We start from the raw sequence: 15,270 nt of genomic DNA, 5'->3' as shown, positions 1-15,270 counted from the left end.
CGCACTCAAACCGCTTGCTTACATACCCAACGCAGATTTGTAGAGGTCCAGCACGGCTTCTTCTTCTTCACGCTCGGTAGGCTCCTTCTTGCGCAGACGTACGATGGCACGCAGCGCTTTGATATCGAAACCGTTGGCTTTGGCTTCAGCGAAAACATCGCGGATATCGTCGGCAATCGCCTTCTTTTCTTCTTCCAAACGCTCGATGCGCTCGATGACGGAACGCAATTGCGCAACGGCCACACCGTGGCTTGCGCTTTCCGGGCCGGTTTCTTCTTCTGCCATATTATTGCTCTTTCACTTGGGCTGAACCGCCGCTTAAATCGAACGCTTTTGTGATGGTTTCACTGCGCGAAATCAACCGTGAGATTTGTCGAATGCAGCTTTTTGTTCTTCGCTAGCCTCGGTCTGATATTTTGCCTTCCATTCATCGAATGGCATGCCGTAGACGACCTCGCGCGCACCGTCTTTGTCGAGGTCAATGCCCTTCTCATTCGCGGCTTCCATATACCAGCGCGACAGGCAGTTTCGGCAAAAGCCGCTCAGGTTCATCATGTCGATGTTTTGAACGTCCGTACGCTCGCGCAAATGCGAGATCAGGCGACGGAAAGCAGCGGCTTCCAGTTCCGTGCGGGTTGCGTCGTCAATCTCATTCATCGCTCAGTCCTCTTTCTTCAATGTCCCATCAGTGCGGGAACCGTAATAGACTATTTCATGCATTTCAGGCCGCATGTTGGCCAGTTCAAGCAGCGGAGCGATGATGTCGGCCCAGCGCTGAACACCCGCTTCATCAGCGATCAAATCCTGCCGCACTTCAATCAGCGAGTGCGCCAGTCCTCGTTGGGTGCAGTGGCGGTACATCGTGTCATTTTTCAACGCGCCGTCATAAGGTTCATTATCACCGATGATCAGATTTCCATGGGCGCGCAGACCGTCAATCATGAAGCGATTCAATCGCGGGTCACTGTCCCACAAGATCGCGCCATGCCATGGCCGTTTCGCGCCGCGCCAAACGGGGGTGAAGGAATGGATCGACAACACCAACGGGTTTCGCCCTGCTTCGATGCACGCATCCAATTGATCATCGATAGCGCGATGATAGGGCGCGTGAAATCGTTCGATACGGCCTCTGATTTCTTCCGTTGTGATTGGGTGATTGCCGGGCACCACGGTTCCATCCGATAGGCGCATGACAATTGTGGGATCGTCCTCACCACGGTTTGGATCAATCAGCAGGCGCGAAAAACAAGAATGAACGGCCGGACACCCAAGCCGCTTGGCCAAAGCGTGGGTAAGAGCCTCCACGCCTATGTCATATGCGATATGTCGCTCAAATTCTTCTGCAGGAAGCCCCAGCGAGCCGTATTCTTCAGGCAGTGTATTTCGCGCATGATCGCACAACAGCACGATCCCAGATGAGGGGTCGCCTTCAATCGTCTCATAGGGCATGAACTCAGAGGCTGACAATGCGCACCAAAGGGTTTGCTGGCAAGAATTAGCTTCTTGTCACAGCCCAGTCACTCGTTCAATGCTGCAGGCCCATCAGCAACGCCGCAGATCCTGCAAGTGACACTCCCAGCAGAAAACAGTCCATCAAACGCTTCCGATGTCGACGATGCCATGCCCCAATTGTCGTTTCCGTTGGCATTCGGCGCGTTGGTGTTGGGCGCGCTGGCCATGGGCATTTCGCCCGTCTTTGTGCGTTTTGCAGACGTTGGCCCGTTTGCCAGCGCCTTCTGGCGCGTGGCGCTAGCGCTTCCCGTTTTGTTTCTGTGGATGGTGTGGGAGTGCCGCCGAACCGGCATACCGCTGAAAAAAGCCTTGCGTTGGGACGGTGCTGTTTGGCTATCCGGTCTCTTTTTCGCAGGCGATCTGTTCTTTTGGCATTTGGCCATTTTAGAAACGACGATTGCCAACGCAACCTTTCTGGCCTGCCTCGCGCCTATCTGGGTCGCACTGCTTTCAGGAGCTTTCATCGGTGAACCCGTCACACAGAGGATCGTCTTTGGCTTGTTCCTATGCCTTGCAGGCGCTGCGCTGTTGATCGGCGGCTCGTATCAACTCGCGCCCGAGCGCTTTATGGGCGATGTCTACGGCTTCATCACGTCGATCTTCTTTGGCCTCTATTTTCTCGCTGTGCGCGTCGCACGCCGCACACACGGAGCGGGAGCATTGGTTTTTATGAGCACAACCATCACAGCCGCCTGCTTGCTGGTGGTCACTTTGTTGGCCGGCCAAGGGCTATGGCCGCAAACCATCACAGGTTTGCTCGCTGTGCTTGCACTTGGCCTACTGGCGCACACGGGTGGGCAAGGTTTGTTGGCCGTGGCGCTTGGTTCACTGTCAGCGACATTCTCATCGCTGGTGATTTTTATCGAAGCGGTGGCAGCAGCGCTTTTTGCTTGGCTGATCGTAAACGAAAGTCTATCCGGCATCCAGATTATCGGCGGCGCACTGATCTTGTTCGGCATATGGATGGCACGGCCGCAAAAGGACCAACAATGAGCGCTGAGCAACCGCCCGGGCGCGTTGACACCCGGAGCCGAACGTTGCAACAAACCATACTATGAAAAAGCGGTGCGAACCCTTGCGTTTTGTGAAAAAAACTTGGCTTGCAGCCGCCGCGCTGCTTGCGGCAACTGCCGCGCAAACCGCACCCGCTCTTGCCGATCTGAAAGTCTGCAATGACACCAAAAGCATGACCGGAGTTGCTATCGGTTACCGCAACACCGACGGCTGGGTGATGGAAGGTTGGTGGCGGGTTCCATCCGGCGTATGCGCTACTGTAATCGAAGGCGCTCTGTCGTCGCGATACTTCTATATTTATGCAGAAAACGCAGATACTGGTGGCCAATGGCGCGGCCCCGTTTTCATGTGTACATCGGCACGCGAATTTCGCATTGAGGGCCTGAAAGACTGTTTTGCACGTGGCTACGAACGCACGGGCTTTTTTGAAATCGACACTGGAAATCAAGCCAACTGGCAGGTCCGTCTGACGGAAGCCAACCAGAGCGGCACGGACGAGAAAGCCCAACAATGATCCGCTCAAGACGCATCAAAATACTCGCAACACTTGGCCCCGCGTCAAACACGGAAGAGATGATCAAGAAGCTGTGCCTTGCAGGCGCTGACGCCTTTCGCATCAACATGAGCCATTCCAGCCACGAAATGCTGAGCGACCTCGTTCGCCGCATTCGCAATGTGGAAAAGGAAGTCGGATTTCCCATTGGTATTCTGGCCGACATTCAAGGCCCGAAACACCGCCTGGGTACGTTTGCAAATGGTGAAGTTGCCGTGCAGCCGGGTCACGTTATCACACTCGACAGTGATCCCACACCGGGCGACGCTTACCGCGTCCAACTTCCCCACCCGGAAATTCTTGAGGCAATGGAAATTGGCCACAGGCTTCTGGTCAACGACGGTAAGGTAAAGCTGAAAGTTATCGAAACGGGCGACGGTTGGGCAAAGGCCGAAGTCGTCAACGGAACGTGGTTGGCCGACCGCAAGGGCGTGAACTTGCCCGATTCTGAGCTCATGTCCGGAGCATTGACCGAAAAAGACCGGGCAGACCTTCAAGCCGTACTGAAAGAGGAAGTCGACTGGGTAGCTCTGTCTTTCATTCAGCGCCCGGAAGACCTCGCTGAAGCGCGCAAGATCTGCAAAGGCAAAGTCGGTCTTCTTGCAAAGATCGAAAAACCACAAGCCGTTCAGCGCTTGGACGAGATCATCGAAATGGCAGACGCCATCATGGTGGCACGTGGCGATCTTGGCGTAGAAATGCCGCTGGAAGTCGTGCCGTCTATCCAGAAGAAGATGATCCGCAAATGCCGTCGCGCTGGCCGCCCGGTGATTGTCGCAACGCAAATGCTGGAATCAATGATCGACAACCCGGTGCCGACGCGTGCAGAGGTCTCTGACGTCGCAAACGCCGTCTACGAGGGCGCAGACGCCATTATGCTGTCCGCCGAAAGTGCCGCCGGTTCCTACCCGCTGGAAGCCGTACAAACCATGAATTCCGTTGCAGAGGCCATGGAAGCCGACAAAGGCTACCTGGACACAATCGCAAGCCAACGCCCCGAAGCGGAACCGACTGGCGCTGATGCGATATCGTTTGCTGCAGCGCAGATCGCGGAAACACTCGATCTTGCAGCCATAGTTTGCTTCACCGCATCCGGCTCGACGGGACTTCGCGCCGCACGGGTGCGCCCCAGCAAGCCAATCCTCGCTTTGTCGCCTGTCACTGAAACAGCCCGCAGGCTCGCTCTGTGTTGGGGTACCCGCTGTGTCATTGCACCGGATGCAAAAGACCTCGACGACATGGTGGATAAGGCGTGTGAGTTTGCCTTTAACGAAGGTTTGGTTGAAGCGGGAGGCCGCATTATCATTTCGGCAGGCGTACCGCTGCAAACCCCCGGCTCTACAAACATGCTGCGCATCGCCTATGTCGGCAAAGACGGCAAAAACACCGGCTAATCTGGCCTATCTGCGCGATACTTTCTCGATTGCCTCGATAGCAACCCGCGTTGCTGCATAGTCTGGCTTGTGGCCAACGCCATCCAGCACGATCAGTTCGGCACCTTCAATATCGCGCTCCAAGCCAACAGAGTGAATGTCTGGGAGCACCACGTCGTCTTTGTTCCCTGTAATGATCACTGTCGGCTTTTTTATCTGGGAATAGCGTGGCTGCATCCGTGTCACTTCCGACTTCAGAGTTGTCACATCCCGCGCGTTGTTGCGAAACTGCTCCGGGCGCAACACAAGCGCAATTCCTGTTGCATCAACATAATCATCTGGCATCTCACTCGGGTCGAAGACGCTTCTCGCTCCACTTTCCAAACGAGCTAGACCAGCGGGAAGTGACAGCGTTTCGCTGAACAACCAACCGACTACTGGTAGGGCCGTCACCTCATAATACCACGTCACTCCACCCGGCCAGCGGTGGGTAGCAGGCGCAAGAAACACCAGCCCGCGAACCTTTTCGGGATGGTTGAGTGCCATGGCTATCGCTGACGCACAGCCCATAGAATGACACACCACCACCGCGCTTTCGATGCCGATATCATCCAGCAACTCGGCGTAAACTGCGCCATGCCCTTCCGGCGTATTCGCTTCTTCAGGGCCGCGTTCACTCCAGCCATGGCCGGGCCGGTCGACAAAAATCATCCGCGCTCTACCCTCAAGCGGCTTTTGAAATGCCACCGCTTGGTCACGCAGATTTCCGCTCGCCCCATGCACAAAAAGCAGCGGCGGCAGATCGGCATTGTCGCCTTCGGTCACATCGAGAAAGTGAATTTCGCGCCCACCGATTTCAGTCACCGACCCAAAAGCGGGAAACTGCGCAGAAATTTCCGCCGCTTTGTAGCGGGTGACGAAAAACAACACGAGAAAGACGAACGCTATAACAGCGAGGAGGACAGCTAGAATTTTCAAGGGAACGGCCGATGGATGAGGGAGAATGTGTCAGAAAAAACGCATTTGAGCGCAAATAGTTCGCGTAGTTTGGCCCGTTTAGCGCCAATTGATAACTAAAGCGACTGCCCTGCCAGTTTCTCTTCCAAACGAATAACGCTTTTTTGCGCGCTTTCCATGGCCGGATAAACGTCCAACACCCGATACCACGTTTTCAAGGCAGCTTTATCGTCGCCCATACGCGCCTGCATGTTGGCAAGACCAGCCAACGCACCGAAGTGACGAGGTTCCAGCGCCAGCGTGCGTTCAATATCGGCAATCGACTTCGAATAATTATCCATCATGAAATGAAGCGTTGCACGTTGGTTCCAGCCTTCGGGGTGGTCAGGCTGTAACACCACCATCTGATCAAGCAGATCAAGCGCTGCCGAGAACTGCCGCTTTTGCATCGCAGCCCGCGCCCATGCGGCTAGAAGATCGACTGAATCGTTCTCGGAATCACGCCACAATTCCCAAATTCGATCAGAAATACGCTTTGCGCGCCCTTTATTGGCGGTGCGCTTCAATTGAGAAAACAGCGTGTCGAGATCATCGCCCAACTTAAACAGAGCTGGAATTTTGTCGGTTTTGGCGGGAGCGGTTTGCTCCTCCACTTCGGGCCGAGGCGCCAAGTCGCCATTTGGATCTGTCTGCACCGACTGGGCATACACGCCTGACGCGACACTGGCGGAAAGGATCAGCGCCAAATTTAAAACACGAAATCTCATGAGTGCAGGTTACCCCCTGCTCCCACGAGTGCAAATGCAAAATGCTGTGATGCGGCGTGATGCCCCGCCCAGCGGCGCGAGGCCAGCGTTTAACTAGCCTTGGCGGGCTTTAAAGCGCGGGTTCACCTTGTTGATGATGTAAACGCGGCCCTTGCGGCGCACCAAGCGGTTGGCGCGGTGACGGCCTTTAAGCGATTTGAGAGAGTTTTTGACTTTCATCGGTCCGAACCATTGCTGTGTTGTGCAGGGCCCCATTGCCACGAACGCACAAAAAAGAGCGCACCAATTAGGGCGCGCCCGAACTCTGATGTGTGCTTAGGGGATTCCGCTCAATTCTGTCAAGGCCGTCTGTGCGCCAAGCACCTGCTTCACACCCTGCGCCGCTTTGACGTGAGTCGTGAGCAGACGCTATCATGTCGCACAAAGTCGCAAGCCATTGTCGCATGCGCCTTACTCCACTTTAATGAGAATTGTGCCGGCGGTTTATCACGCATTGAGCCACATTCTTTTCCGACGAAACGGGATGCCACGACGATGAGAAGATTCAACGCGTTCAATCTGGCGAGAGAATCGCTTCGCGGCCACAAAGGCTGGGGCCAGCAATGGCGCCATCCTGAGCCGAAGAAGGAATACGACGTCATCATCGTAGGCGCTGGTGGCCACGGCCTTGGCACGGCCTATTATCTGGCGAAAGAACACGGCATCACCAACATCGCGGTGTTGGACAAAGGTTGGCTCGGCGGCGGCAACACCGGCCGCAACACGACGATCATTCGCTCAAACTATCTCTATGACGAAAGTGCAGGCCTTTATAACCACTCGGTCAAGCTGTGGGAGACGCTGTCACAAGAGCTGAACTACAACGTCATGTTCTCCCAGCGCGGCGTGATGATGCTTGCGCATTCGGTGCACGACGTTCAATCCGCCCAGCGCCACATCCACGCTAACCGCCTGAACGGTGTCGACAACGAATGGCTGACACCGCAGCAGGCGAAGGAATATTGCCCGCCGCTCGATATTTCCAAAACCGCCCGCTATCCCGTCATGGGCGCAGCGCTTCAGCGCCGCGGCGGCGTGGCCCGCCACGATGCAGTCGCGTGGGGCTTTGCCCGTAAGGCGTCGGATATGGGCGTCGATATTATCCAGAACTGCGAAGTCACCGGCATAAACCGCGCCCCCTCCGGCGAAGTGACAGGCTTGGAAACGACCAAGGGCACAATCGGCGCGAAGAAAGTCGGCGTCGTTGCCGCCGGACACACATCCGTGCTGATGGAAATGGCTGGCGTGCGCATGCCGCTGGAAAGCTATCCGCTGCAAGCGCTGGTGTCGGAGCCGGTGAAGCCAGTCTTCCCCTGCGTGGTCATGTCCAACGCCGTCCACGCCTATATTAGCCAGTCCGACAAGGGCGAATTGGTGATCGGCGCGGGCACGGACAGCTATCTGTCCTATTCCCAAACAGGCTCCATGCACATCCTACAGCACACGCTGGATGCGATCTGCGAACTCTACCCCATGTTCCGCCGCATGCGCATGCTGCGCACATGGGGCGGCATTGTGGACGTAACCCCCGACCGCTCACCGATTTTGAGCAAAACGCCCGTCAAAGGGCTCTATGTGAATTGCGGCTGGGGAACGGGCGGGTTCAAAGCAACACCCGGCAGCGCCAACGTCTTCGCGCACACGATTGCCAAGGACGAGCCGCATAAGATCAACGCTGGGTTTAATCTCGATAGATTCCGCACGGGTCGTTTGATTGATGAAGCTGCGGCTGCGGCTGTGGCGCATTAAAATCATGTGGGGTTTATTCCGAAAGAAACACCATGAGGAAAAACATGTGGGATCCTCATTGATCCAGCCTGCGTTGTTTGAAGAAATCGAAGAAGCAATTGTATTTGACGTGGAAACCACAGGCCTTGATCCAGTCAGTGATAGGATTGCATCAATCTGCATGATCAAAGCAAACATCAGGCAAGTAGCGAAAGGTGAAACAATTCAGGCGGATGTATTCCACACCCTAATCAATCCAGAAATGGCTTTGCCGAAGCCCGCATTTAGGATTCACGGTCTAGGCGATGATGTGCTGTCAGCCTGTGAAAATTTCTCGGAGCAAGCTGGTGAGATAGCTAAATTTGCAGGTGATTTACCACTAATTGCCCATAATATTGAATTCGATCTTGGTTTCTTAACACAGGCTTTTATTAGAACGGACATTGCTGGCCCAATCTTCAATTTGCCCTTCTGCACGATGGACGAAATGGCTGAAATGGTTGGAGGACAATATGCTGAAACCGGACGAATAAGTTTGAAAAAATGCTGCGGAATCATGGGGATAGACTTTGATCGATCCACCAAACACGATGCCCGATCTGACGCTATGGCCACACTACAATTGGCGGCTGCAATAAGTAAGCTCAGAATGCAAGGATACTAAGAATGCTCCTGATCCATTGCCCCTATTGCGAAGAAGATCGTCCGGAATTGGAATTTGCTAATGCGGGTGAGGCTCATATCGTGCGGCCTACCGACATGGCGGATATGTCCGACGAGGACTTCGAGAAAATGTTCTTCATCCGCGAAAACCCAAAGGGCTTGAGCGTTGAGCGCTGGCGCCATGCCCATGGCTGCGGACGCTTTTTCAACTGCGTGCGCTCGACGATCTCCGACAAATTCCTGAAGGTCTACAAGGCTGGCGAACCGCGCCCGACCGATAAAGAGCTGGCGGAGATGCAGAAATGACCGATTGTTATCAACTCGTCATTCCGGGGCGCGTTCACGCGAACCCGGAACCCAGAACCGAGCGTTCTCTGCTCTGGGTTCCGGGTTCCGCGCTGCGGCCCCGGAATGACGACCGTATTTGTTTGGGTTCAAAACAATGACCGGCCCCTTCCGCATCCCCGCCCACGGCCTGCTGGACCGCAACAAGACGGTGCAGTTCAGCTTTGATGGCAAGCAATATGAAGCGCTGGAGGGCGACACCGTCGCCTCTGCCCTGCTTGCCCACGGCGTGCACCTGATGGGACGTTCGTTCAAATATCACCGGCCGCGCGGCATCATGGCGGCGGGGGTCGAAGAGCCCAACGCGCTAATCGGCGTGAGCAAGGGCAATGCCCGTCACACGCCAAACGTGCGCGCGTCCGTGGCGGAAGTTTTCGACGGCATGAAGGCCAAAAGCCAAAACGCATTCCCGAGCCTGAAATACGATATCGGCGCGGTGAACAATCTGCTCTCACCCGTCTTCGTGGCCGGCTTCTACTACAAAACTTTCATGTGGCCGCGCAAAGCGTGGGACCAACTCTACGAACCCTTTATCCGCCGCGCCGCTGGCTTGGGCGAAAGCCCAACGGAAGACGATCCAGACCGCTACACCAACCGCTTCGCCCATTGCGATGTGCTGGTCGTCGGCATGGGTGCAGCTGGCCTGACCGCCGCACTGGAAGCCGCCAAACAGGGCAAGCAGGTCATCGTCTGCGACGAACAGGCCATGCCTGGCGGTTGGCTGAACAGCGACAGCGACATTCGGATTGATGGCCATGAAGGCCACGCATGGGCTGCGAAAGTGACAGCCAAGCTGCGGGCCATGGACAATGTCCGCGTGCTCACCCGCACCACCGCGTTTGGCTATTTCCAGCAAAACATGGTGGCACTGACGGAGCGCGTGACCGACCACATCGCCAAGCCCGACCTCGACGCGCCACGCGAGCGCCTCTGGCAGGTTCGCGCAGAGCAAGTCGTGATCGCCCAAGGCGGGATTGAGCGCCACATGGTCTTCCCCGACAACGACCGCCCCGGCATCATGCTGGCAGGCGCGGCACAGACCTATTGCAACAAATACGGCGTCATTGTCGGCTCCCGCATCGGCGTGTTCGCGTCCTGCGACACAGCCTATGCCGCCGCGTTCGATCTGTATGAATTTGGCGCTTCCTTTGATGACGATGATGATGACGCCGAAGTGGTGGTCATCGTCGACACCCGCGATGAGGTCAACCCTGCCCTGCTCAAACAAGCCGAAGAACTGGGCATTGAGGTTATTACCGGGGCGCACGTGACCGGCACCAAAGGCCGTTTGCGCATCAAGTCCATGACTGTGGAAAAGAAGGGCAGTGCCGCGCCGTCCTCCTTCGAGATCGACACGCTCATCCATTCCGCAGGCTGGACGCCGTCGCTCCACCTCTACAGCCAATCGCGCGGCAAGCCGCAATGGCATGAGTATACTCAGCGCTTTCTGCCCGGTGAAAGCCCGCAAAACTGCGTCAGCATCGGCCTGTGCAACGGCACCGACACGGTTGCTGAAAGCATGGCGGAAGCCGCCAAGGCCGTCGGCGCTAAACCGTTCGACCACGCCATTATTGACGATGTCTCCACAGCAGGCGGCATGATCGGCACGACCGAAGCGGCTGGTCCTCATGCCACCAACAAAGCGTTCGTCGATTTCCAGAACGACGTGACCGCCAAGGATATCCGCCTCGCCGTCCGCGAAGGCATGCACTCGATTGAGCACGTCAAACGCTACACGACCAACGGCATGGCGACCGATCAGGGCAAACTGTCGAACATGCATGGTCTCGCCATCGCAGCCGACATGCTCGATAAGCCCGTGCCGCAAGTGGGCCTCACCACGTTCCGCGCGCCTTATACGCCCACAACCTTCGGCACATTCGCCAACCATTCCCGCGATCACCTGTTCGACCCGCGCCGCAAAACGCCGATCCACGAATGGGCGGAAGAACATGGCGCGGCGTTCGAACCCGTCAGCTTGTGGGACCGAGCATGGTATTTCCCCCGCGCAGGCGAGGGTATGCACGAAGCGGTCGACCGCGAATGTCAGACCGTCCGCAAGGTCGCGGGCGTGTTTGACGCTTCCACACTGGGCAAGATCGAAATCGTCGGGCCCGATGCCGCTGCCTTCATGGACAAGATGTACACGAACGGCTGGTCCAAGCTGAAAGCGGGCCGTGCCAAATACGGTATCATGCTGCGCGAAGATGGCTTCATCTATGATGACGGCGTTGTCGGCAAACTGGCCGACGACCGTTTCCATGTAACCACGACGACAGGCGGTGCGCCCCGCGTGATGAACCACATGGAGGACTACCTCCAGACAGAATTCCCCGAGATGAAGGTCTGGCTCACCTCCACAACCGAGCAATGGGCAACCATCGCCGTGCAAGGTCCAAAAGCGCGCGAGATCATCGAGCCGCTCGTTGAGGGCGCGGACATTTCCAATGAGAAGTTTCCTCACATGAGCGTGGTGGAATGCAAGGTGTGCGGCGTGCCCGCCCGCCTGTTCCGCATCTCGTTCACCGGCGAGTTGGGCTTTGAGATCAACGTGCCCGCCGATTACGGCCGCGCCGTATGGGAAGCCGTGTGGGCGCGTGCAGAGCCGATGGGCGCATGCGTTTACGGCACCGAAACCATGCACGTGCTTCGTGCAGAAAAAGGCTACATCATCGTTGGCCAAGACACCGATGGCACGGTCACACCGTTCGATGCAGGGCTCGGTTGGGCAGTGGCTAAATCCAAACCCGATTACGTGGGCAAGCGCGGCCTGCAACGGCCGGACTTGGTGGCTGAAGGCCGCCGCCAACTGGTCGGCCTGAAAACCAAAGACCCTAAAAAGGTACTAGAAGAAGGCGCACAAATCGTCGCTGATCCGAACCAGCCGATCCCGATGAAAATGCTCGGTTTCGTCACTTCTTCTTATTGGTCCGGCACGCTTGGCCAATCCATTGCGATGGCCTTGGTCGAAGACGGTTTCAATAGAATGGGCAAAAAGCTCTATGTGCCGATGCCAGACGACGAAGTGATCGAGGTCGAAGTGACGGGCACCGTCTTTTACGATGAGGAAGGGGAACGTCTCCATGGCTAAACCCGCAACAGCAGCGCGCGCGCCACAACTGGCCGGCAACCGTTTCGCCAATTCCGCCGTATCGCTCGAAATGGCCCCACCCGCATCGCGCCTAAGCCTGCGCGCCAACGAAAAGGGCGTGAAGTCGTTTGAGCGCACGCTCGGTTTCGCGCTACCGAAAAAACCGAAAAAGTCGAACAGCAAGGGCAGCCGCCACGCACTTTGGCTTGGCCCGGATGAGTGGCTGATCATCGATGAAGCCAAGCCGGACGAAAGCCTCGTTCCGGCAAAGGCCAGCCCCGACTTCTCTGCCGTAGATATATCGCACCGCAATTGCGCGGTCATTGTCTCCGGCATCGGGGCGGAGGCAACACTGTCGGCAGGTTGCCCGCAGGATTTGCGGCTGGCTGCTTTTCCCGTTGGAGCTTGCTCTCGCACGGTGTTCGGCAAGGCCGAAATCGCACTTTATCGGACAGATGAGCAAACATTCCGGGTCGAGTTTTGGCGCTCTTTTGCGCCCTATGTTTGGGGCTATCTCTCTGACGCAGCGCGAGACGCGCAATTCTAACAAGCCAGCACCATTGGCAATCAGTGCAATTTCTCGCTAATTCAGGGAATTGATCGATTCGCAGCGATTGGGTCTACAAGCCGATAGCAGCGCAAACCGGATAGCAGCCTTGCTCGAACCCGTGGCCAAACGTGCGATTTTCTATATCGGTGGATATGACCCCAAGTCTCCACAAGCGTTCTTCGAGCGTTTGCAGAAAGAATCGCGCCGATTTGAAGAGCTGGTCGGCGCAGATATCCAAGCGATCGAAACCAAGAAGGTTCGAGACGACATAACCCTTACCCGCTTCACCGCTTCAGGTGAAACGGAGGGCAAAGCCTGGCAAACTCAAACCGACTTTCACTTTTTGACGCTGGACGACATTGTTCTGAAAGACTTCAAACGGCCATTTTACACCCGATTCGGACGCTCCGTCTTGACAACATGGGACTATCTGCTGACAGGCACAGCCTTCAAATTTCTTGCACATGCTTGGCGCTTTTTCCTGTATTTTTCCTATCCGCCGATGGCCGTGGTATTGAGCTTTGTTTTGGCCTGGTTGGCTGCAAGAGGCAGCATGAGCCTGTCACTTCCATATGCCCCCGCCATTGCCACGGTCGTTTTCGTGCTGGTGCTTTTCGCACTTGTAAAACTGGTGTGGAAACGCCGTTTTGTCTGGCACTTGATGGCCTTGTGGAGTTTTTCCCGCGACTATCTTCGCAGAACGCGCAGGGATATTGAGGTCAAACTCGACGGTCTTGCTGACGTCGCCATCGAGACGGTGAAGGCGCAAGAATATGACGAGGTCTTGTTTATCGGTCACAGCACGGGCGGTGCGTTGATTTTAGATGTCGCCGCGCGTGTCCATGAAAAAGACAGCTATTTTTCGGCTCGCAGCAGCAAAACCAGCATTTTAACGGTTGGTTCAACGGCCCTTAAAATTGGACTTCATCCGGCTGCCCAGTGGTATCGCCAACGGCTCCAAAAAATGTTCGACACCAGCACTATTAATTGGATCGAGTATCAATGCCTGAGTGACGTGATCAACTTCTATAAGACGGATCCTGCCAAACTGATGGATCTCGATATGACGCGAAATTCATTGGCAGCCAAAAGACCTATCTGTCGGAGTATTCGGATTAAGCAGATGGTTTCCGAAGACGTCTACCGACGAATGCGCACCAACTTTTTTCGCATCCACTACCAGTTCGTGTTCGGCAATACGAAACCCTATCACTACGACTTTATGGGCATTTGCTTTGGCACTAAAAGCCTCGTTGAGCGGGCGGGCGGCAAAACTGTGGAAGGTCAGCAATAGAGATGGAATGGTTTTCCGATCCTCGCTGGGCGCATATCGTTTGGGCGCTTGGACTTGCCGCTTGGTGGGGCATTCGACTGCCGCGCCGTCGTGCAGCAAAACGCTCGAAAGTGATCAAAGACAAGGTAACCGTGGGCGAGCGTGTGGCGCTTAGCTTTAATATCACGGCGCTGGCGCTCGTTCCCGCGATCGGGCTGGCAACGGACTGGCTGGATTTCGCAGATTACCCGTTCGTGCCCGTATTGGCCGTTCTTGGCGCTTTGGCACTGATTGCTTTCTTGGCTCTTTTTTATCTCAGCCACAAACAGTTAGGCAAAAATTGGTCGGTGACACTGGAAGTTCGCGAGAATCACAGCTTCGTGCGGCGTGGCCTTTACGCCAGAATGCGCCATCCGATGTATACATCGTTCTGGCTCTGGGGCATTTCGCAAGCCTTGCTGCTGAACAATTGGATTTACGGCCCCATCGGATTGCTTAGCATTGCGTGGCTGTATTTTTCGCGTGTTTCCAACGAGGAAGCCATGATGCGCGAACAATTTGGCGAAGAATACGACGCCTATTGCGCGGTCACTCCTCGTGTCGTGCCTCGGATATTTTGACGTCGATCCGCTTTTATTGTTGCGCTGTGCAAGCTGGCTTTGTAACAGGCAACCATTCTAGTTCAGGGCGGGCTGTTGGAAGAGGTTTGACGGAATGATCCGTTATATCTGCATTATTCTTTTTTCGTTTTTTGCTGCGCTGTCGTTTTTCTCGGCACCAAGCCACGCGCAAAAAGTGCCCCTTGCCATGTCGGAGACCGAAACCGACCTCGCAGCCCGCAAAGTATCGGCCGATGTTTATCTGCTGCGTGGTTTCGGAAACGTCTTCTCTCGTGGTCTCGATGAGATGAGCGCTAAGCTGCAAAAACAAGGTGTTCCGGCCAAGGTTGCCCATCACAGCGAGTGGAAAAACATCGCCGACCAAATCGCTGCCAACCGCCGAAAATTCGGTCGCCGCCCAGTAGTGTTGATCGGTCACAGTCTCGGGGCAAACGCCGTTCTTCGCATGGCACAAGAGCTTCGCAAGAAGCGCATCACCGTGCAATACATGGCCACCTTCGCTGCGACAGCCCCACCACCGGTTCCGTCGAACGTGCGTAAGCTGACGAATTACTATTTCAAGACCGACGGCTGGGGTAAGCCAATTGCCAAAGGCAAGGGCTTTCGCGGAAATCTGAAAAACATCGACTTTTCCAAGTCCAAGACCATCGGTCACTTCAATATCGACAAACAGCCTCGTTTGCAACGCCAAGTGATCCGCAACGTGCTGCGTTTTGTAAAAGGTTCAAAACGCGCCAATGCTGAACAGACAGACGACACGCTTTTGCCCGGCTGAAAGCTGCTGG

The 15,270-nt window shown here is 55.7% G+C and carries 17 protein-coding genes; 11 read left to right on the top strand and 6 right to left on the bottom strand.

Features of this window, described 5'->3' with window-relative positions; all coding sequences use genetic code 11:
• Window positions 1–18 precede the first annotated feature (18 nt).
• The 3 genes from ACFQ14_RS03505 to ACFQ14_RS03495 form a co-directional block, all read right to left on the bottom strand.
• Window positions 19–285, bottom strand: coding sequence for a DUF2312 domain-containing protein (locus ACFQ14_RS03505; RefSeq protein ID WP_377211308.1), 267 nt, complete (start codon window positions 283–285; stop codon window positions 19–21).
• Window positions 286–357: 72 nt separating this feature from the next.
• Complete coding sequence (locus tag ACFQ14_RS03500) at window positions 358–657, bottom strand: DUF1244 domain-containing protein (protein ID WP_377211307.1); 300 nt, start codon at window positions 655–657, stop codon at window positions 358–360.
• A gap of 3 nt (window positions 658–660) precedes the next feature.
• Window positions 661–1,449: an N-formylglutamate amidohydrolase gene (locus ACFQ14_RS03495; protein ID WP_377211306.1), complete on the bottom strand. Its 789-nt coding sequence runs from the start codon at window positions 1,447–1,449 to the stop codon at window positions 661–663.
• Window positions 1,450–1,566: 117 nt separating this feature from the next.
• Between ACFQ14_RS03495 and ACFQ14_RS03490 the strand changes: the two genes are divergently transcribed.
• The 3 genes from ACFQ14_RS03490 (at window position 1,567) to pyk (ending at window position 4,473) form a co-directional block, all read left to right on the top strand.
• Window positions 1,567–2,505, top strand: a complete 939-nt coding sequence (locus ACFQ14_RS03490) for a DMT family transporter (protein ID WP_377211305.1) — start codon at window positions 1,567–1,569, stop codon at window positions 2,503–2,505.
• 91 nt (window positions 2,506–2,596) lie between these two features.
• Complete coding sequence (locus ACFQ14_RS03485; protein ID WP_377211338.1) at window positions 2,597–3,040, top strand: DUF1036 domain-containing protein; 444 nt, start codon at window positions 2,597–2,599, stop codon at window positions 3,038–3,040.
• Complete coding sequence (gene pyk, locus ACFQ14_RS03480) at window positions 3,037–4,473, top strand: pyruvate kinase (RefSeq protein WP_377211304.1); 1,437 nt, start codon at window positions 3,037–3,039, stop codon at window positions 4,471–4,473. The genes ACFQ14_RS03485 and pyk overlap by 4 nt, the downstream gene beginning before the upstream one ends.
• 6 nt (window positions 4,474–4,479) lie before the next feature.
• On the opposite strand, the gene ACFQ14_RS03475 is transcribed toward pyk, so the two are convergent.
• The 3 genes from ACFQ14_RS03475 to ykgO all read right to left on the bottom strand — a co-directional run bounded on the left by ACFQ14_RS03475 (window position 4,480) and on the right by ykgO (window position 6,395).
• Window positions 4,480–5,430 (bottom strand): alpha/beta fold hydrolase, encoded by a 951-nt coding sequence (locus tag ACFQ14_RS03475; protein WP_377211303.1) that lies wholly within the window; start codon window positions 5,428–5,430, stop codon window positions 4,480–4,482.
• 95 nt (window positions 5,431–5,525) lie between these two features.
• Window positions 5,526–6,176: a tetratricopeptide repeat protein gene (locus tag ACFQ14_RS03470; protein ID WP_377211302.1), complete on the bottom strand. Its 651-nt coding sequence runs from the start codon at window positions 6,174–6,176 to the stop codon at window positions 5,526–5,528.
• A 93-nt stretch (window positions 6,177–6,269) separates the two neighbouring features.
• A complete protein-coding gene (ykgO, locus tag ACFQ14_RS03465; protein ID WP_377211301.1) occupies window positions 6,270–6,395 on the bottom strand; it encodes a type B 50S ribosomal protein L36 in 126 nt (41 codons plus the stop codon).
• Between the two features lie 315 nt (window positions 6,396–6,710).
• Here ykgO and ACFQ14_RS03460 point away from each other — a divergent pair, with 315 nt between their 5' ends.
• From ACFQ14_RS03460 to ACFQ14_RS03425, 8 genes are all read left to right on the top strand, one after another.
• Complete coding sequence (locus ACFQ14_RS03460) at window positions 6,711–7,964, top strand: sarcosine oxidase subunit beta family protein (RefSeq protein ID WP_377211300.1); 1,254 nt, start codon at window positions 6,711–6,713, stop codon at window positions 7,962–7,964.
• Between the two features lie 58 nt (window positions 7,965–8,022).
• Window positions 8,023–8,607: a 3'-5' exonuclease gene (locus ACFQ14_RS03455; RefSeq protein WP_377211299.1), complete on the top strand. Its 585-nt coding sequence runs from the start codon at window positions 8,023–8,025 to the stop codon at window positions 8,605–8,607.
• A gap of 2 nt (window positions 8,608–8,609) precedes the next feature.
• Window positions 8,610–8,912, top strand: coding sequence for a sarcosine oxidase subunit delta (locus ACFQ14_RS03450; RefSeq protein WP_377211298.1), 303 nt, complete (start codon window positions 8,610–8,612; stop codon window positions 8,910–8,912).
• A gap of 136 nt (window positions 8,913–9,048) precedes the next feature.
• Window positions 9,049–12,042 (top strand): sarcosine oxidase subunit alpha, encoded by a 2,994-nt coding sequence (locus ACFQ14_RS03445; RefSeq protein ID WP_377211297.1) that lies wholly within the window; start codon window positions 9,049–9,051, stop codon window positions 12,040–12,042.
• Window positions 12,035–12,589, top strand: a complete 555-nt coding sequence (locus ACFQ14_RS03440; protein ID WP_377211296.1) for a sarcosine oxidase subunit gamma — start codon at window positions 12,035–12,037, stop codon at window positions 12,587–12,589. Before ACFQ14_RS03445 ends, ACFQ14_RS03440 begins: the two co-directional genes overlap by 8 nt.
• Before the next feature lie 109 nt (window positions 12,590–12,698).
• Complete coding sequence (locus ACFQ14_RS03435) at window positions 12,699–13,886, top strand: lipase (protein ID WP_377211295.1); 1,188 nt, start codon at window positions 12,699–12,701, stop codon at window positions 13,884–13,886.
• 2 nt (window positions 13,887–13,888) lie between these two features.
• On the top strand, window positions 13,889–14,485 hold the full coding sequence (locus tag ACFQ14_RS03430; protein ID WP_377211294.1) for a protein-S-isoprenylcysteine O-methyltransferase: 597 nt from the start codon (window positions 13,889–13,891) through the stop codon (window positions 14,483–14,485).
• A gap of 94 nt (window positions 14,486–14,579) precedes the next feature.
• Complete coding sequence (locus ACFQ14_RS03425; protein WP_377211293.1) at window positions 14,580–15,260, top strand: DUF726 domain-containing protein; 681 nt, start codon at window positions 14,580–14,582, stop codon at window positions 15,258–15,260.
• Window positions 15,261–15,270: the final 10 nt, after the last annotated feature.

Origin of the sequence: Pseudahrensia aquimaris (assembly GCF_042676045.1) — a bacterium.
In the GTDB taxonomy this organism is placed as follows: Bacteria; Pseudomonadota; Alphaproteobacteria; order Rhizobiales; family Rhizobiaceae; genus Pseudahrensia; species Pseudahrensia aquimaris.
This window is presented reverse-complemented; position numbering and strand designations above follow the sequence as displayed.